The sequence below is a fragment of the Nocardioides sp. Z40_12 genome (assembly GCF_058215795.1).
The window spans coordinates 12,595-30,887 of sequence record NZ_JBZAJA010000007.1 but is presented as its reverse complement, the minus strand read 5'-3'; the positions used below and the strand labels follow the sequence as shown (position 1 = coordinate 30,887).

General features: G+C 73.4%; 11 protein-coding genes and 1 tRNA gene. 3 read left to right on the top strand and 9 right to left on the bottom strand.

The window, feature by feature from the left end:
* Nucleotides 1–37: 37 nt before the first annotated feature.
* The 6 genes from AC4BG9_RS13670 to AC4BG9_RS13645 form a co-directional block, all read right to left on the bottom strand.
* On the bottom strand, nt 38–4,783 hold the full coding sequence (locus tag AC4BG9_RS13670; protein ID WP_490571659.1) for a DUF4082 domain-containing protein: 4,746 nt from the start codon (nt 4,781–4,783) through the stop codon (nt 38–40).
* Nucleotides 4,780–5,670: a glycosyltransferase family 2 protein gene (locus tag AC4BG9_RS13665; RefSeq protein ID WP_490571658.1), complete on the bottom strand. Its 891-nt coding sequence runs from the start codon at nt 5,668–5,670 to the stop codon at nt 4,780–4,782. The genes AC4BG9_RS13670 and AC4BG9_RS13665 overlap by 4 nt, the downstream gene beginning before the upstream one ends.
* Nucleotides 5,667–7,097, bottom strand: a complete 1,431-nt coding sequence (locus AC4BG9_RS13660; RefSeq protein ID WP_490571657.1) for a sugar transferase — start codon at nt 7,095–7,097, stop codon at nt 5,667–5,669. The genes AC4BG9_RS13665 and AC4BG9_RS13660 overlap by 4 nt, the downstream gene beginning before the upstream one ends.
* 365 nt (nt 7,098–7,462) lie before the next feature.
* Complete coding sequence (pth, locus tag AC4BG9_RS13655; protein ID WP_490571656.1) at nt 7,463–8,053, bottom strand: aminoacyl-tRNA hydrolase; 591 nt, start codon at nt 8,051–8,053, stop codon at nt 7,463–7,465.
* 109 nt (nt 8,054–8,162) lie between these two features.
* Complete coding sequence (locus AC4BG9_RS13650) at nt 8,163–8,810, bottom strand: 50S ribosomal protein L25/general stress protein Ctc (RefSeq protein WP_490571655.1); 648 nt, start codon at nt 8,808–8,810, stop codon at nt 8,163–8,165.
* A 216-nt stretch (nt 8,811–9,026) separates the two neighbouring features.
* The gene (locus tag AC4BG9_RS13645) at nt 9,027–9,494 is read right to left on the bottom strand and encodes a MarR family winged helix-turn-helix transcriptional regulator (RefSeq protein WP_490571654.1); all 468 of its coding nucleotides are present in this window, start codon (nt 9,492–9,494) and stop codon (nt 9,027–9,029) included.
* A gap of 63 nt (nt 9,495–9,557) precedes the next feature.
* Between AC4BG9_RS13645 and AC4BG9_RS13640 the strand changes: the two genes are divergently transcribed.
* The gene (locus AC4BG9_RS13640) at nt 9,558–10,247 is read left to right on the top strand and encodes a maleylpyruvate isomerase family mycothiol-dependent enzyme (protein WP_490571653.1); all 690 of its coding nucleotides are present in this window, start codon (nt 9,558–9,560) and stop codon (nt 10,245–10,247) included.
* Here the strand turns inward: AC4BG9_RS13640 and AC4BG9_RS13635 are convergent.
* The gene (locus tag AC4BG9_RS13635) at nt 10,219–11,190 is read right to left on the bottom strand and encodes a ribose-phosphate diphosphokinase (RefSeq protein ID WP_490571892.1); all 972 of its coding nucleotides are present in this window, start codon (nt 11,188–11,190) and stop codon (nt 10,219–10,221) included. The two genes, AC4BG9_RS13640 and AC4BG9_RS13635, sit on opposite strands and share 29 nt — an antisense overlap.
* 129 nt (nt 11,191–11,319) lie before the next feature.
* Entirely contained in the window at nt 11,320–12,780 is a 1,461-nt protein-coding gene (gene glmU, locus AC4BG9_RS13630) for a bifunctional UDP-N-acetylglucosamine diphosphorylase/glucosamine-1-phosphate N-acetyltransferase GlmU (RefSeq protein WP_490571652.1), read from the bottom strand.
* Between the two features lie 164 nt (nt 12,781–12,944).
* On the opposite strand from glmU, the gene AC4BG9_RS13625 reads away from it, so the two are divergent.
* The gene (locus AC4BG9_RS13625; RefSeq protein WP_490571651.1) at nt 12,945–16,961 is read left to right on the top strand and encodes a S8 family serine peptidase; all 4,017 of its coding nucleotides are present in this window, start codon (nt 12,945–12,947) and stop codon (nt 16,959–16,961) included.
* 5 nt (nt 16,962–16,966) lie between these two features.
* Here AC4BG9_RS13625 and AC4BG9_RS13620 read toward each other — a convergent pair.
* A tRNA-Gln gene (locus tag AC4BG9_RS13620) sits at nt 16,967–17,045 on the bottom strand.
* A 132-nt stretch (nt 17,046–17,177) separates the two neighbouring features.
* Between AC4BG9_RS13620 and AC4BG9_RS13615 the strand changes: the two genes are divergently transcribed.
* Nucleotides 17,178–18,293: an ATP-dependent DNA ligase gene (locus AC4BG9_RS13615; protein WP_490571650.1), complete on the top strand. Its 1,116-nt coding sequence runs from the start codon at nt 17,178–17,180 to the stop codon at nt 18,291–18,293.

Here is an 18,293-nt window from a genome sequence, read left to right as displayed (position 1 = left end):
CCCGTGTGCTGCGCGATGTGTGGATGAGTGGGTGCTGCTAGGGCGTGGGCCTGAACGTGACGTCGACGAAGTAGTTGCTGGCCCCGTGGCTGTCGGTCGGGAACCCCCCGCCCGCCCCGTAGCGGAAGGTGCCGTTGGCCCCGGCCGGGGCCGTGAGGCCTCCCCGGCTGAACGGTTGGCCGAAGAAGCCCGTCGTGAGCGAGTAGCGCCCGACGGGGGCGTGGTAGGAGACGACGTACGTCGTCCCGGCCGTGACCGCGACCGGCCGGTCGAACGTGGCGCTCTGCCACCCGGTCGCGCTCTCGTGGGCGAAGGTGAGGGTCGCGAGGCGCTCTCCCGCCGCGGACCACAGGGAGCCCTGGTGCGGACCGGCGTTCCCGGCGCCCTTGTGGAAGCGGACCCCGAGGACCTCGCCGTCCACCGTCGGCACGAACCTGGTCCCCAGCTCGACGGCGGCGCCGTCCGCAGCGGCCGCCGTCGCGGGGACCACCCCCTCGAACAGGGTGGCGACGGGCGACGAGGTCAGCTCGGTCGTGAAGCTCCACGACTGCGTCGGCAGCACCGCGCCGTCCTCGGAGACGACGCCACTGACGGTGAGGGTGTGCAGCGCCCCCGTCGCGAGCGGTTGCTCCGGGGTGACCACCAGCGACCTGGCATCGTCGCTCAGCGCGACTCCCGCCGGCACCGCGGTCCCTCCCCGCGTCAGGCTCGCCGACCATCCCGCGGGCCGGACCCGCTCGGTCAGGGTCAGGTGGGGCTGCGCCGAGGTCAGCACCCCCGTCGCGCCGGGCACCGGACTCCGGGACTCGACGGCGACGGACGCCGCAGTGGCCTCGAAGACGGGATCCACGAAGTAGCTGGTGGCGCCCCAGGAGTCCTGCGGGAAGCCGCCGGTCGCGCCGTACTGGTAGCGGCCGTTCGACCCCGACCGGGCCCGGAGGTCCCCGGAGACCAGCTCGGTGGAGAAGAGCCCTTGCGTCGCGGCGTAGTGACCGCGGGGAGCCAGGTAGGAGACGAGGTACTCGGTGCCCTTGCTCACCGGCACCGGCTGGTCGAAGTAGGCGACCTGCCACCCGTTCTCCGACTCCCCCGCGAAGGTGACCTGGGCGAGGCGCTGCCCGCTCACCGACCAGAGCGACCCCCGGTGCGTACCGGTGTTGCCGGGGCCCTTGAAGAACCGGACGCCCGTCACCCGTCCGTCGCGCGACGGGACGAAGGCCGTCCCCAGCTCGACCGGGCTCGCGTCGGAGACCGCCGGCACCGACGGGACCTGGGTGGTGAAGAGGGTCTGCTCGCCCGTCTCCGTCCGGGCCGCGGTCCGGGTCCGGAACGACCAGACCCTGGGGGCCAGCGCGACCCCCTCCGTCGAGGTGACTGCGGAGAGCGTGACCTCGACGTCGGTCCCCCGGGCCAACGGCGCGGCCGGGGTGAACCGCAGCGAGGTCGCTCCCGCAGCCAGCGTGGTGGTGCCCGCGACCGGGCTCCCGGACTGCTTCACCGTGAGGCTCGCGCCCGGGGCGAGGGCGGTGGAGAAGTCGACGGCGACGGAGGTGCCCGGGGGCACCTCGACGGCGCCGGGTGCCGGCGCCTGCCCGGTCACGCTCAGCGGCTCGGGCGCCTTCCGGAAGACGACGTCGACCAGGTAGCTGCTGGAGGACCGGTCCGCCGGGAACCCCGCCGAGTAGCTGTAGCTGCCGCCGAGGGCATCGATGAGCGCGGTGTCGAGAGCGCCCCCGGCGAAGGCGTCCGTGGTCATCGAGTACCTGCCCACCGGGGCCCGGTAGGAGACGACGTACTGGACGCCCGCCTGCACGTCGACGGGCGAGCCGAACGAGAGCTCCTGCCAGCCTGCGGTCGACTCGGCACCGAAGGTGCCCTGGGCCAGGAGAGCGCCGTCGGAGACCCGCCACAGGGAACCCACGTGCGTCCCGGTGTTGTCGGGCCCCTTGTAGAACTGCAGCCCGGAGACCTGCCCGTCCCGGAGCGGGGCGAAGCGCAGCCCCACGATCACCGCCGCGGTGTCGGGGCCCTGGAGCATCGCCGGCTGGGCGGCGTCGTCGTAGACCCCGCACGGGCAGACGCCCGGCGCGGCGGCGGGCTCGGCGCTCGTGAAGCTCCACTCCCCACCCGCCGTGACCGCCTGGCCGAGGGTGTCGGTGCCCTTCACCGTGGCGCGGTAGGTGACGAAGCCGGCGAAGGGCTGGGCCGGGGTGAAGGTGATCGTGCGGGTCGCCGCGTCGAACCGGCTGGTGCCGGCCACCGGCTCGCCCAGGGCGTCGTGCAGCTGGAGGGTGGCCGATCCGGGGACCACGGGCTTGGAGAAGACGGCCGTGACTGCGCTCTGGACCGGGACGCTGGTCGACCCGGCGAGCGGGGCGTGCGAGCCGGCCCGCAACGGGGACTCGTCGCTGGTCGTGAACTGCACGTCGACGAAGTAGTTGCTGCTCCCGTAGCTGCGGTCGGGGAACGTTCCGGGGTCCGCGAAGACGCCCGCGGGGGCGGCGCCGAACCCGCCGGCCACCCGGAGCGGCGTGGCGACCTTGGGCGCCTCGTAGAACGCGTCGGTCGCGAACGCGTACCTGCCCTGCGGAGCGGTGTAGGAGGCCACGTACGTCTGGCCGGCGGCGACCGGGACCGGCTCCGGGAGCTGGAGCGTCTGCCAGCCGGTCGCGCTCTCACCGGTGAAGGTGCCGCGGGCGAGCAGCGTCCCGGCCGTGCTCCACAGCGAGCCGACGTGCGACCCCCCGTTGCCCGGCCCCTTGTAGAACCGCAGCCCCGAGACGAACCCGTCCATGGTGGGGCTGAACCGCACGCCCAGCTCCAGGGCCGAGGTGTCGGTGGTGGCGGGGGGCGTCGGCACCTGCGCGCCGAAGATCGAGCACGGGCACGTCACGGTGACCGATCGGCTCGCGGTCGCGCCGGTGTTGGCACTGTCGTCGGTGGCGCGCACCTGGAGCGCCACCGCACCGATCCCCGACTGGACGAAGGTGTAGGACCAGGAGGTGGTGCCCGTCGCGGGGTGCCACGTCCGACCGCCGTCGCCCGAGACCTCCACCCCGGCGACCCGGCCCGCGGCGTCGGACGCCGTCCCGCTCACGGTCACCTGGGTCCCGTTGGCGACCGTCGTGCCCGCTGCGGGGCTGGTGATGCTCACCACCGGCCCCGCCGAGTCGGTGGTCCGGGTCGCCCGGGTGAGGCCGGACATCAGCGTCGTCGGCTGGGCCCCCATGTCGGCGAGCAGGTTCACCTGCGCCTGCTGCATCCGGGCGTCGGCCGGCTCGGGGGCGAAGGACGAGTCGTGCTCTGGGTCCAGCCCCCACGACCACTGCACCGATCCCGCGCTGAAGACCAGGGCACCGCTGGCGGCCCGGTAGAGCGTGGTGTGGTGCGTCGTGGTGCCGGGGACCACGCGCGTCCCGTAGTCCGTCAGGTACTCCGGCGTCGGTCCGACCGTGGTCGAGGTCCGGATCAGGCCCTTGGGCCGGAACCCGTTGTCCACGTCCTCGTTGGACTCGTAGCCGACCGTGTGGGGCGCGAGCTGCGCGGTCGTCCCGGCGGCCAGGCTCGCCAAGGGCGTGTGGCGCCACAGCCTCAGCTTCCCCTCGGTCGCACTCACCGCGAGTCGCAGGTCGCTGAAGTTGGCCTTGAACATGGTCCCGGTCAGGGCGTTCTCGGGCAGGCCGCCACCCTGGGCGCCGGGGGCGTGACGCGGGTCGCGCCACGTGCCCGTCCACTCCGGCGAGGGGTCGATCTTGGCGTTGTCCCAGGTCTCCTTGTAGGCGACCAGGGTGCGGTGCGAGGTTCCGCGGCCGTCGATCGACGGCTCGTAGCGCGAGCGCCAGTACACCTCGTTGCCGCTCAGGAACTGCAGGCCGACACCCGCGTCGCGGGCAGCCTCGACGTTGGTCCGCTGCGTCCCGGTCCAGTACTCGTCGTGGCCCACCGAGATGAAGACCTTGTGGTTGGTCAGCAGGCCGCCCCGCCGGTGGGTGTCGACTCCCGCCTGGTAGCTGACGTCGTAGCCGTTGCGCTCCAGGAACCGCACGAGCGGGTACTCGGTCCCCATGAAGTGGTCCCGCCCGTCCTGCTGGCCCCGGGTCAGGACCGGGCGGTTGTAGCTGAGCTTGTAGGCGCGTCCGTGGGCGCCGCCCCGGTAGAAGCTCGCCCCGCCGTAGGTGTTGTAGGCCTGCCACGTGGTGTCGGAGGTCTGCACGACGACGTCGGACCTGCTGGCGTCGTCGCGGACCACGAAGGTGATGTGGCTCTCGTCGCCGTCCGGGCGCTTCAGGTGGGCGACGTAGACCCCGCTCACCGCCGTCGCCGGCACCGTCCAGGAGGCCGAGACGGCCCAGGTCCCACAGTCGTAGAGGTCGGTGGCGTTGTCCCTGATGCACGACGGCTGGGCCTGCGGGAGGACCGCGGTCGGGACGATCGAGGTGATCCTGCGGGCTCCGAGCCCCTGGTAGTAGCCGAGCCGGTAGATGTCGATGGTGTACGACGAGGCGTCGGTGTCGACCTTGAAGTCGACGCGCTGCCCCACGTTGACCGAGACGTCGGTGGCGAATCCCTGGATCGAGTCGTCCCCCGCCCCGTCGATGTCCCAGACCGACGGGCTGGTCCCCGGCTTGGAGTTCTCGCAGGCGATGGCGTTGCCTCCCGCCCCGCACGGGTCGGCAGCCTCTGCCGAGGACAGCCCGGGGCCCACGAGCCCGGCGAGCAGCAGCGCCAGGGCGGGCAGCGCCGCGCCGAGACGGCGGCCCGGTCCACGGCGCTGCGCGCTCATCGGCGTGAGCTCTCGTCCCGCTGCCAGGTGCTGAAGTCACCGGCCCGCACGGCCCGGCGCGCGCCCAGTCGGGCGATCACCGTGACGCCCAGGAAGACCGGCATCCGCAGGGCCAGGGACGGACGCCGGCGCACCAGCGCGACCAGGGTCAGCGGGCCCGTGGCGGAGCCGGTCCGGCGTACGCCGGCCTCCGCGGCCTGGACGTTGCCGGTCGCCACCCGGACCCGCCGCCGGACCAGGTCGCCGAGCGTCCGGGGCGGGTGGACCACCACGGTCGCGCGGTCGACGACCCGACGCTCCTCCTCCTCGAACGCCTCGGAGATGGCCAGGTCGTCGCTCATCAGCGGCGGCAGGGCGGCGATCCGCTGCTGGGCCGCCTCGGCGACCGCGACCACGCCGCGCCCGAAGAGGCCGGACCGCACCTGCGGCAGCGCCTCCCACACGTCGTAGTACCAGTCGACCCACGGCGAGCAGCCGTCCCGGGGCAACGCGCGCCGGGGCGCGGTGGCCAACGCCTCGCCGCTGGTGAGCGGCTCGAGCAGGGCGCGCAGGGCGGTCCCGGTCAGCTCGACGTCGGCGTCGAGGTGCACCCGGGGGAAGACCGTGGTGGCCGCGTTGCCCACCTGCACGGCCGCCGACTTCGACGGCTGCGCGATCTCGATCACCCGGGCCTCGGGGTCGGCGGCTCGGGCCACGGCGGCGGTCCCGTCCGTGCACCCGTTGCACACGACGACCACGTCGAGGTCGAGCCCGTCCACTCCCGACCGCAGGGCGGCGAGGCTGCGCCCGATGGTGCGGGCCTCGTTGTGCGCGGGGATCACCACGCTCGCCCTCGTCGGCGCCCTGGGGGTGGTGGTCGTCGTCGTCGTGGTGGTCGTGGTGCTCACCACGCACCTCGGGGCCGCGCCACCGCGTCGACGGTGCGGAGCGCGATCAGGACGTCGTCGGTGAGCCGGTAGTTGTCGGTGTAGTCGAGGTCGAGGTTCATCGACTCGTCGCGTCCCAGCGTGGACCGCCCGCTGACCTGCCAGGCGCCGGTCATCCCGGGCCGGACCGCGAGGCGTCGCCGCTCCATCGAGGTGTAGCACGACACCTCGTCGGGCAGGGCCGGTCGCGGCCCGATCAGGGACATGTCGCCGTTGAGCACGTTGACCAGCTGAGGCAGCTCGTCGAGCGAGTACCGGCGCAGGACCCGGCCGAGCCGGGTCACCCGGGGGTCGTGCTCCTTCTTGAAGAGCAGCCCGTTGCCCTCGTCGACGTCACGCAGCAGCTCCTTGACCTGCTCGGCGTCCACGTGCATGGTGCGCAGCTTGTACATGGTGAACGGACGACCGTGGCGGCCGATCCGCTGCTGGAGGAAGAGTCCCGGACCGGGCGAGGTGGCCCGCAGCAGCAGGAGGAGGACGGCGAGCAGGGGTGAGAGCACCGCCAGGAGCAGCAGGGCGCAGAGCCGGTCGGCCAGGGACTTCACTGCGCGCACCAGCCAGGACGGCCGGCTGGAGCGGACCTGCATCACGCTCATCCCCGCCATCTGCGTGTGCTGGACACGGTGCGCGGCGATGCCCGCGAGCCCCGAGCAGACCGCGAGGCCGGCGCCGGTGCCCTCGAGGGCCCAGCCGATCCGGCGGATCACCTCCGAGTCCACGCCCGGCCCCGGCACCACCAGGACCATGTCGGGCCGGAACCCGAGGATCAGCTGACGCGGATCCTGGGAGTCGAAGCGCTCCCCCGGCACCGAGCCGGGGGGGTCCTCCTCCACGACCAGGGTGCCGACGAGCCGGACGCGGCGGTCCCGGTCCCAGCACGCGAAGCTCGACGCCACCTCGGCAGCCGGCCCGACGACCACCACCCGGACGCCGGTCATCGCGGCGCGGCGCACGGCGGCGGCCAGCAGGGTCACCGACCCACCGGCCAGGAGCACGGCGAGGGCGGTCTCCAGGGCGGTCGCCTCCACCCAGCCACCCGCGCAGGCGAGCCCCACGGCCGCGAAGGGGAGGGCCAGGTCCCTGACCACCCGGCCCCGCGTGGGCAGCCCGGGACGGACGGCGTCCCGACCCGGCTGGTAGGCCACCACCAGCGCTCCCAGGCCGACGGCGAGGCCGACCCAGGGGTTCGACCCGACCAGGGCCGCCGCCACGGTCATCGCGGCGACCACCGCGGCGATCTCGACGACGAGGACCATGCGCAGGCCCGGTCGGCGGTCCCCTCGCCCGGCCCCGTCGGGGACCGGACCGGTCCGCAGCAGCGGCAGGGCACGCTCGACGGTGCCGGTCTGTGCGGGAGTGGAGTGCTCGGCCGGGAAGGCCCGGCTCATCTCGTGGCCCCCATGACCGCCACGCCGTCCCGGTCCGAAGCATGGGGCAACGGTGGAACGACGTGACGGCTGGAGCCACGGAAGGCGTGGGGGGGAGCACTCCCGTGGATCGATGTGCCGACGCGCGTCGAACCGCGCCCCGGTGTGGATGAAGCTTCGCTGAATACGCTCTTCACCATGCCCCCCGGTCATCCCCGCGCCCCCGCGGATTCCCCCGGATCCGATCGACCCGTCCCTGCAGGCTACGGCTGTCCATGCCGGTTTGGAATGCCTCAGAGAGAGAAATGATGACGGTTCGTCAACGAACCTTGCCTCATATTGGGCATGCCTGTGAGGCGCCCGACCTGCTACGCGCGGGGCCGGAATCAGCGGTTGAACTGCTGCTGCGCCTTCTCCAGACCCTCGGTCACCAGGCACTCGACCGCGTCCGCGGCCTCGACGAGCTGGATGGGCAGCTCCTTGCGCTCGGTCGAGGAGTAGTCGGAGAGCACGAAGTCCGCCACGTCCTGGCGACCGGGAGGGCGCCCGATCCCGGCCCGGACCCGGTAGAAGTCACCCGTGCCCAGGGAGGACCGCATCGAGCGGAGGCCGTTGTGCCCGTTGTCGCCGCCGCCCTTCTTCAGGCGCAGGGTGCCGAAGGGGATGTCGAGCTCGTCGTGGACGGCCACGATGCGCTCCGCCGGTACGCCGTAGAACTTGGCCACCGCCGAGACCGGGCCGCCCGTCTCGTTCATGTAGCACCGGGGGCGGACCAGCACCAGCCGGGGACCGGGAGCGCCCGGCATCCCGAGCCGGCCCTCGACCACGTCGGCGCGACCGGTCTTGTGGGTGCGGAACCCCGAGCCCAGTCGCTCGGCGAGCAGGTCGTTGACCAGGTAGCCGACGTTGTGCCGGTGCCCGGCGTACTTCGGGCCAGGGTTCCCGAGCCCGACGACGAGCCACACCTGCGAGTCCATGGCGCCGATTATCCCCGACCCCCTCGGAACGCGACGCGGCGCCGTGGCCACAGGGCCACGGCGCCGCGAGCAGACGTCGTGCGGAGCAGCCGGGCGGGCCCGGCCGCGATCACTCGGAGGCGGGCCCCGCGGACTCCTCGGGCTCGTCGGCCTCGTCGCGCTCGATGCCGGCCTCGGCCTCGGCCTCCTCCAGCTGGGCCTCGAGGGCCTCGGCGGAGATCTGCTGGGTCACGTTGACGATCAGCAGGTCGGCGTCGGAGAGCAGGCTCGAGCCCTTGGGGAGCACCAGGTCGGAGGCGAGGACCTGGAGACCGGCCTCGGCACCCTCGACGGAGACCTCGATCTGCTCGGGGATGTGGGTGGCCTCGGCCTCGAGCTGGACGGTGGTGTTCTCGGTGACGACCAGCGAGTCGCGGACGGCCTCGCCGACGACGTGGATCGGGACGTCGACGGTGACCTTCTCGCCGCGGACGACGGTGACGAAGTCGACGTGCTCGATGACCCGGCGGATCGGGTCGATCTGGACGTCGCGGACCAGGCCGAGGTGGCTCACGCCGTCGATGTCGAGGTCGAGCAGGGCGTTGGCGCCGCCGTTGCGGATCGCGAGCATGGTCTCGTGGCCGGGCAGGGTCACGTGGATCGGGTCGGCGCCGTGTCCGTAGATGACGGCGGGGATCTTGTTCTCCCGGCGGATGCGGCGGGCCGCGCCCTTGCCGAACTCCTGGCGGACCTGGGCGGTGATCTTCTCGGTGGACATGCTCGACTCCGTTGTGTGGGCTGTGCTGCGGACTGGTCAGGTTCTGTGGTTGCCCCGGGACGAAGAACGCCGCGCTCCCGGCAGGGGCGCGGCGCGGCGGCTGGCCTGCCCTGTCGATCACGGAGATCCCGGGTGGGACTCCCTCGCCGAGGCAACTTCAGCAGACTACCCGGCGCCGGGCCGGACCAGAAATCGTCAGCGGTCAGCGGTCGGCGCTCACCGGTCGGTGATCTCGCGCAGCCCCGCCAGCGCCTCCTGCAGCGCCGCGAGACCCTCCGGCCCCAGGTGCCGCTCCCACTCCTCGAGCACCTCGGCCTCGACCTCTCGCGCCACCTCCCTGGCCTCCTCGCCCCGCTCGGCGAGACGGACCAGGCGCGCCCGCGCGTCGCGGGGGTCCGGCTCCCGCCGTACGTAGCCCGCGCGCTCGAGCGCGTCGACGAGGAAGCCGGCCGACTGCTTGGTCACCCCGGCCCGCTCCGCGAGCTCGGTGAGCCGGGTGCCCCCCTCGTCGATGCGGGCAGCGAGGCGCGCCTGCGCGGTGGTGAGGTCGTGCCCCCGGGAAGCGAGCCGACTCAGCACCCGCTCCTCGGCGTGACGGTGGGCGACGAACATCAGGACGGCCGGATGCATCGCGCGCGACTCCTCGCGCGACCAGCGGGGCTCCGCCTGGGGAGCTCTTGACATCAGTCAGCCTCTCTGACGATAGTGGTAAGCCAATCTTACCAATCCCGCCGAGGGGGTGGCCCCATGTCGCTCCGCACCACCCTGCGACCGATGCCGGCCGACGAGGTGTGGCGCCACGTGCACGCCGAGCGCCGCAGCCTCGCCGCCACCCTGGCCACGCTGAGCGAGGACGAGTGGGAGCATCCCTCGCTCTGTACCGGCTGGACCGTCCGGGACGTCGCCGCCCACGTGATCGCCAACCCCCAGTTGCGTCCCCGCGACGTCGCCGCCCTCTTCCTGCGCAACCTGGGGCGGAGCTACGACGAGATGATCTACCGCGACGTGTTGGAGCGTGGCCGGCAGCCGGCCGCACGGATCCTCGCCGACTTCGAGAAGTACGCCGACTCGCGCGCCAAGGTGGCCACGACGACCGTGGTGGAGCCCCTGGTCGACGCCCTGGTCCACCACCAGGACGTCGTGCGCCCGCTGGGGCGACGGCACGAGATGCCGGCCGCCGCCGCCGCGGTGGCCGCCGACCGGTGCCGTCTGCTCGCCCGGCTGATGGGCAGCCGCGAGATCGTGCGGTCGGTGCGCATGGTGGCCACCGACACGGAGTGGAGCCGCGGTCGCGGACCCACCCTCGCCGGCCCGGTGCAGGAGCTGCTGATGGTCTGCGCGGGGCGGCTCGGCGCCGCCCGGGAGCTCTCCGGCGACGGGCTGGAGGCGCTGTCCTCGGCGGCCGGGGTCAGGCCTGACCGTCGAACATCGAGGTGACGGAGCCGTCCTCGAAGACCTCGCGGATCGCCCGCGAGAGCAGCGGGGCGATCGAGAGCGTGGTCAGCTTGTCGAACTGCTTGTCCTCGGGGATCGGCAGCGTGTTGGTGACGACCACCTCGGTGGCCACGCAGTTCTTCAGGCGGTCGACCGCCGGGTCGGAGAGGATCGCGTGGGTTGCCGCGATGACCACGCCGCTCGCCCCCGCCTCCATGCACGCCTCGGCGGCCTTCACGATGGTGCCGCCGGTGTCGATCATGTCGTCGGTCAGCACCGCGACCCGGCCGGCGACGTCGCCGACCACACGGTTGGCGACGGTCTCGTTGGGCCGGTCGGTGCGACGGGTCTTGTGGATGAAGGCCAGCGGCACTCCCCCGAGGCGGGCCGACCAGCGCTCGGCCACCTTGATCCGACCGGCGTCCGGGGAGACCACGGCGAGCTGCTGGGTGCCGTACTTCTCCTTGACGTAGTCGGTGAGGATCGTGATGGCCATCAGGTGGTCGACCGGGCCGTCGAAGAAGCCCTGGATCTGGTCGGAGTGCAGGTCGACGGTGATCAGCCGGTCGGCACCGGCGGTCTTGAAGAGGTCGGCGATCAGCCGGGCCGAGATCGGCTCGCGACCGCGGTGCTTCTTGTCCTGGCGGGCGTAGCCGTAGAAGGGCATGACGACCGTGATCCGCTTGGCCGAGGCGCGCTTGAGCGCGTCGACCATGATCAGGTGCTCCATCATCCACTCGTTGATCGGCGAGGTGTGGCTCTGGATGACGAAGGCGTCGCACCCCCGCACCGACTCCTCGTAGCGGACGTAGATCTCGCCGTTGGCGAAGCCGTACGCCGACTGTGGCACCAGCCCGCTGCCGAGGAGGTCGGCGACCTCGACGGCCAGCTCCGGGTGGGCTCGGCCACTGAAGACCATCAGGTTCTTCTCCGTGGTGCGCTTCATTCCGCTCACGGCGAGACTCCTCGGGGGGGTGAGGTGAGACCAGGTGGAACAGGCCCGTACCGACAGATTGTGGCTCACGCACCAACCCCGGCCCAACCCCGGGGTCTCCGGTGGGACGGGCCGCGTCCGCTAGGAGGCCCCTGACCCCGGCTCGCCGTCCGCCTCGCCCTCGCCGGGCACGACCCCGCCCTGCGCGGCCTCGGCCTGCGGCGTCCCGGAGCGGCGCGAGACGACCCAGCCCTCGATGTTGCGCTGAGGGCCGGCGGAGACCGCGAGCGCGCCGGGCGGCACGTCCTTGCGCACCACGGTCCCGCCCCCGGTCGCCGCGCCGTCGCCGATGCTCACCGGGGCCACGAAGGTGTTGTTGGAACCGGTGCGCGCGTGCCGCCCCACCACGGTCCGGTGCTTGGCCACCCCGTCGTAGTTGGCCACGATGGTGCCGGCGCCGATGTTGGTCCCCTCCCCGATCTCTGCGTCACCCACGTAGGACAGGTGTGGGACCTTGGCGCCGGGCCCGATGTCGGAGTTCTTGGTCTCCACGAAGGCGCCGATCTTGCCGTCAGCGCCCAGCTTGGTCCCGGGGCGCAGGTAGGAGAAAGGGCCCACGTTGGCCCGGTCCCCCACCACCGCCAGCTCGGCGTGGGTGCGCACCACCCGGGCGCCGACCCCGACCTCGCAGTCCTTGAGGGTGGAGTCGGGGCCGACCACCGCGTCCTCGCGCACGACGGTGGCGCCCAGCAGCTGGGTGCCGGGCAGCAGCGTGACATCGGGCTCGAGGACCACGTCGGCGTCGATCCAGGTGGTCGCCGGGTCCATCACGGTGACCCCCTCGCGCATCCACCGGGTGACGATGCGGCGGTTGAGCTCGCGGCCGAGCTCGGCGAGCTGGGCCCGGTCGTTGGCCCCCTCGGTCTGGCGTACGTCGTCGACGACGTAGGCGCCCACCCGCAGCCCGGCCTCGCGCGCGATCCCGACCGCGTCGGTGAGGTAGTACTCGCCCTTGGCGTTGTCGTTGCGGATCCGGCCGAGGGCGTCGGTGAGGAAGCCGGCGTCGAAGGCGAGGATGCCGGAGTTGATCTCCCGGATCGCCCGCTGTCCGGCGTCGGCCTCCTTCTCCTCGACGATGGCCTCGACGTCACCGCTCTCGTCGCGCACGATGCGGCCGTAGCCGGTGGGGTCCTCCACGACCCCGGTGAGGATGCTCACCGCGCGACGCGAGGCGACGTGGTCGGCCACGAAGTCGCGCAGGCTCTGGCCGTCGAGGAGGGGGGTGTCGCCCGCGGCCACCACCACGGTGCCCTCGTGGACGTGGGCCGCCTCGCAGGCCACCCGGACGGCGTGCCCGGTGCCCTCCTGGGTCTCCTGGACCGCCAGCACCGCGTCGGGCACCAGCTGCTGGATGTGCGGGCCGACCTGCTCGCGCTGGTGACCGACGACGGCGACGACCCGCGACGGCTCCATCGCCTGCACGGCACTGAGCACGTGGCCGATCATCGAGCGTCCACCGACCGGGTGCAGCACCTTCATGGTCTTGGACTTCATGCGGGTGCCCCCGCCGGCGGCGAGGACGATCACTGTGAGGTTGTCCATGAACACGCAGCCTAGAGGGCGGCGAGTTGGCCGAACGCCTGACAAGGAGGGCGCGGGTCGGCCAGACTCCGGGACCAAGGTCCCTCCCCCACGCAACCGACCCCCTGATCGCCCTCTCGCCCGTATCCTCCCCGCCTCTCTCGGCCACTCCCCTCGGAGACTCGATGTTCCCGCGCCGTCGCGCCGCCACCTCCACCACCACCGTGCTCCTCATGCTGCTCGGGCTGCTCGGGCTCACCGCCCCGGCGGCCCCGGCCGCCCTCGCGGCACCGACCACCCCCAGCGGCTCGATCACCGGCCCGGGTGACGCGGACCGCCGCGAGCGCTACGTCGTCGAGCTCGCGTCGGCGCCCGTGCCGGCCCGCCCGGCGGGCACCCCCCCGGCCGCCCAGCTCCGGGAGATCCGTGCCGAGCAGTCCGCGGCGCTGCGCGAGGTGCGCGAGATCGTCGGCGGCACCCCTGGCGTGGAGAGGCGCTTCACCCGCGCGCTCAACGGCTTCACCGTGGAGCTGACCGGCGCCCAGGCCGCCGACGTCGCCAGGCTGCCCGACGTCGTCGCGGTGGTCGTCGACGAGGCCTTCGCGCCCGACACCGACCGCGGCCCTGCCCACGTCGGCGCGCCGGCGGTCTGGGACGGCACGGCCGGTGGGCTCGCCGTCCGTGGCGAGGGGGTCGTCGTCGGCGTCCTGGACAGCGGCATCAACCCGTCCAACCCGTCGTTCGCCGAGACGGTCCCCGTCGCCGCCGGCGGCGACGGCCACGTGGTCACCAACCCCCGCGGCCGCTACTACGGCCGTTGCCACCCCACCCACGCCCAGTACGACGCCGCCTTCCCCTGCAACGGCAAGCTGATCGGCGCCTACGACTTCGACGAGGACGTCGACCTCTTCGACGGCAACGCGCACGGCACCCACACCGCCTCGACGGCCGCCGGCAATCAGGTCGAGCTGCCCAACGGGCTGCCCCTCAGCGGGGTCGCGCCGCACGCCAACGTCATCGCCTACGACGTGTGCAACAACACCAGTGCCGGCTGCTTCCAGTTGATGATGCTGGCCGCGATCGAGCAGGCGATCCTGGACGACGTCGACGTCCTCAACCACTCGATCAGCTCCAGCAACACCTCCCCCTGGGCGGACCTGAAGACCCGGGCCTTCCTCAACGCCCGCGCCGCGGGCATCCACGTGGCGGTCTCGGCCGGCAACTCCGGCCCCGGCGCGGGGACCATCACCTCCACGGCCGCCGCGCCCTGGGTCACCTCCGTCGGCAACCTGGACCACGGCCGCCAGTTCCGCACCACGCTCACCTCGATCACCGCAGACGGCGGCGCGACCCTCGGAGCCCTCCAGGGCCTGGCCTGGGGCGGCGAGACGGCCGCTGCGGCACCGCTGGTGCTGGCCTCCGCGGTGTCGCACGACGGCTCGGCGTTCTGCCGAGCCGATCGCCTGGACCCCGCCCGGGTCGCCGGCACGCTCGTGGTCTGCGACCGCGGCGGCCTCGAGCCCGACGGCGTCACCAGCCTCTCGCGGACCGGCAAGGCCACGGCGGTGAAGGCCGCGGGCGGGGTCGGGATGGTCCTGGTCGACGTCGCGGCGGGCACCGCACCGGTCGGCGATCTCTACGACCTCCCGGGCGTCCACCTCTCGACGGCCCAGGGCCGGCAGCTCAAAAGCTGGCTCGTCGGCAAGACCGCTCCCCGCGCCCGGCTGGTCAGCGGCGACTTCGTGGACCCTTCCCGTGCCGACGTGCTCAACGTGTCCACCAGCCGTGGGGCGAACGCGTTCACCTCCACCATCACGCCGTCGCTGGCCGCCCCCGGCACCGACATCATCGCCGCCGGGGGGATCGACGACCCGTCCCCCGGTTCCTGGGAGCGGATGACGGGCACCTCCATGGCCAGCCCCCACGTCGCGGGCGCGCTGGCCCTGCTCACCCAGCTGCACCCGACGTGGACGCCGGCGCAGATGCAGTCCGCGATGATGAGCACCGCGCGCAGCGGCGTCCGCGACCACGACGGCACCGCAGCCTCGCCGTTCGAGACCGGGTCCGGCAGCCTCGACGTCTCCCGGGCCGCCCGGGCCGGCCTGCTCTTCGACGTCACCGAGGCGGAGTACCGCGCCGCCGACCCCGCCCTCGGCGGTGACCCGAGCACCCTCAACCTGCCGAGCATGGCGGCCGACCGCTGCATCGCCTCCTGCTCGTGGGACCGCCGGGCCACGATGACGGCGACGCTGCCAGGGGCCGCGACGACGGTCACCTGGACCGCCACCGTCGAGGGCGCGAGCTCCGGTCTCGCCGTCGAGCTCGCCCAGACCTCGTGGACGGTCTCCGACGGCGGGTGGATCGACCTGGACGTGTCCGCGGACGTCGCCGGCCTGCCGGACGGCTCGTGGGCGTTCGCGACCGTCGTCCTGACCTCCAGCGACCCGCTGACGCCGAGCGCGCGCCTTCCCCTGGCCGTGCGCCCGATGCCCACCGAAGGCCAGCACGACGGCGCGCTGAGCACACGTCGCGACGCCTCCTCGGCCGCGCTCGACGGAGTCCGGGCCCGCACCGGCTCGGCAGTGACCGCGTCGAGCCTGGTTCCCGGTGTCGCCACCTCGCGCACCCTCACCAGCCCGGGTGGCGAGGCCCAGTACGTCGACGTCCCTGCCGGAACGGCCGCCCTGCGGGTCGACCTGACCGACTCGACCGCGGACCAGCTCCAGGTGCTCCTCGGCACCGGTTCGATCACCGACAGCAACGTCAGGTGCCGCAGCACCTCGGCCCCCGGCGACCGGAGCTGCACCGTGACGGACCCGGCGGCCGGGCGGTGGTGGGTCCACACCTCCTACGAAACGTCGGGCGACGACCCGGTGACCGTCACCCAGACCACCTTCATGCCGCGCGCCGACGACGGCACGCTGACCGGAAGCCTCGAGGCCGCGGGCCCCGACGGCAGCAGTGGCGTCCGGGTCGCCTGGGACCAGCCGGACGCCGCCACCGGGCCGTCGTTCGGCCTCCTGCGGATCGGTTCCGGGGGCGGGGTGGCCGACACCGTCCCGCTGCTGGTGACCCGCGCCGGCGACGACGTCACTCTGGCCACGGATCCGGCGGTGGCCCGCCCCTTCGGGACCGTGCGCCACCTCGTGCTGCTCGAGCCCGAGCAGGACGAGGAGGGGGCGGGCTACACGATCTCCGAGGAGCTTCCGGCCGGGACGGCGTACGTGCCCGGCTCGGTCACCGCCGGCGGCAGCCACGCGGACGGCACGGTCACCTGGACCGGCTCCTACGACCAGCTGGCCGCCCTGACCGGCACCGCCTCGGGCCCGGCGCGGCTCTCCTACGAGGTCACCGTCGACGGGGCCGTCGCGACCGGCGGCGTCCTGGGCCGCACGGTCACCCACGCGGTGGACCTGCCCGGCACCGTGGCGGCGCAGGCCACCCAGGACGTCCCCGTCGGGGAGGCCCTGCCCGAGGCAGGCGTGTCGCTGAGCGCCGAGCCGCTCGCACCCACCGCCGACGACCCGGTCACCCTCACCGCCTCGGTCAGCGGTGAGGCCGCCGGGCCCGTCCCGACCGGGTCCGTGACGTTCGCCGTCGACGGCACCCCGGTCGCGACCCGCGACCTGGTCGACGGGCGGGCCCGGCTCGTCCTGCCGCCGTTCGCCACCGCCGGCACCCGGGTGGTGAGTGCGCGCTACGGCGGGGGCCCGGCGCACCGGGCGGGGGCGGCCACGTCGCTCTCCGTCGCCGTCACGGCGGCGGAGCCGACGCCGGGTCCGACACCAGCGCCGACACCAGCGCCGGCCCCAGCGCCGACACCCGTGCCCTCTCCGAACCCGGGTCCGACACCGGGGCCGGTCCCCGGCCCGACCGCGGGTGCGGTCCCCCCGGGGCCGTCCCAGGCTGCTGTGCGGCTGCGCGCCAAGGCCCCGAAGAGGATCCGCCGCGGCGCCAGGGTCAGGGTCGTCGTCACCGTCGCGGCCGCCGGCGTGACCCCCGGCGGGACTGTCCGGGTGACCGTCCGCGGCGCGGTACGGCCGAAGACCTACACGGTCCGGCTCGACAGCCGGGGCAGGGCCCGTCTCCGCCTGGCGCCAGCCAGGGCGGCGGGCCGGATCCGCGGACGCGTGGTCTTCGCCGGCGACGCGATCGTCGCGGGCGGCAGCACCGTCTTCACCGTGCGCGTGGTGCCACGCTGACGCAGCTCCCCGGGTAGGAGTCGAACCTACGTCGCTAGTCCTGATTCAAAGTCAGGCGGGCCCTGCCGGCAGACCAACCGGGGATAGGCGGCCCAGCCTATCGGCGGGCGCGGGCGACGTGATCGCGCACCTCGTCGGCGAGCGCCGGGCCGCCAGGACATGGGGGGTCCGCGGCGAGGGGGCGCGGACGTCTGTCCCGCGCTCTAGGCTCGGGGTGTGGACCTCCCCGTGATGCCGCCGGTGCGGCCGATGCTCGCCAAGTCCGTGTCGTCCGTGCCCACCGCGGGCGGCTTCAGCTTCGAGCCGAAGTGGGACGGCTTCCGCTGCCTGGTCTTCCGCGACGGCGACGAGGTCGAGCTGACCAGCCGCAACACCAAGCCGCTCACCCGCTACTTCCCCGAGCTGGTCGCCGCGATCAAGGAGCAGCTCCCCGACCGCGTCGTCCTCGACGGCGAGCTCTTCGTGGCCCGTCCCACCGCCGAGGGCGGCGAGCGGCTGGAGTTCGAGGTGCTGCAGGAGCGGATCCACCCGGCCGCCTCCCGGGTGAAGATGCTCGCCGAGAGCACCCCCGCCGGCTTCGTGGCCTTCGACCTGCTGGCCCTGGGCGACGACTCCTGGCTCGAGCGGCCCTTCGCCGAGCGGCGGGCCGAGCTGGAGCGGGCACTGGCGGGGCTGGACGGACCGTGCTTCCTGACCCGGACGACCACCGACGTCGCAGTCGCCCAGGAGTGGTTCACGACCTTCGAGGGCGCCGGCCTGGACGGCGTGATCGCGAAGCCGCTGGACGCGGCGTACGCGCCGAACGCCCGCACGATGCTCAAGATCAAGCACGAGCGGACCGCCGACGTGGTGGTCGCGGGGATGCGCGAGCACAAGACCTCCACCCCCGAGCGCCGGCTGCTGGGCAGCCTGCTCCTCGGCCTCTTCGACGACGGGGCCGACGGCGAGCCCCGGCTGCAGCACGTCGGCGTCAGCGCCAGCTTCACCGAGAAGCGCCGCGCCGAGCTCTGGGACGAGATGCAGCCGCTGGTCTGCGACCCCGAGGAGCACCCGTGGGGCGAGTGGAGCCAGTGGGCGGTCGCCAACCCGGACCGGATCCCCGGCACCAAGAGCCGCTGGAGCGCCGACAAGGACCTCGGTTTCGTGGCGCTGCGGCCTGAGCGGGTGCTCGAGGTGAAGTACGACCACATGGAGGGGCGCCGGTTCCGGCACACCGCCCACTTCAAGCGCTGGCGGCCCGACCGGGACCCGGAGTCGTGCGACTACCGGCAACTGGAGGAGCCCGTGCGCTACGACCTCGCTAGGATCCTGGGCACAGACTCCGAAGGGTGA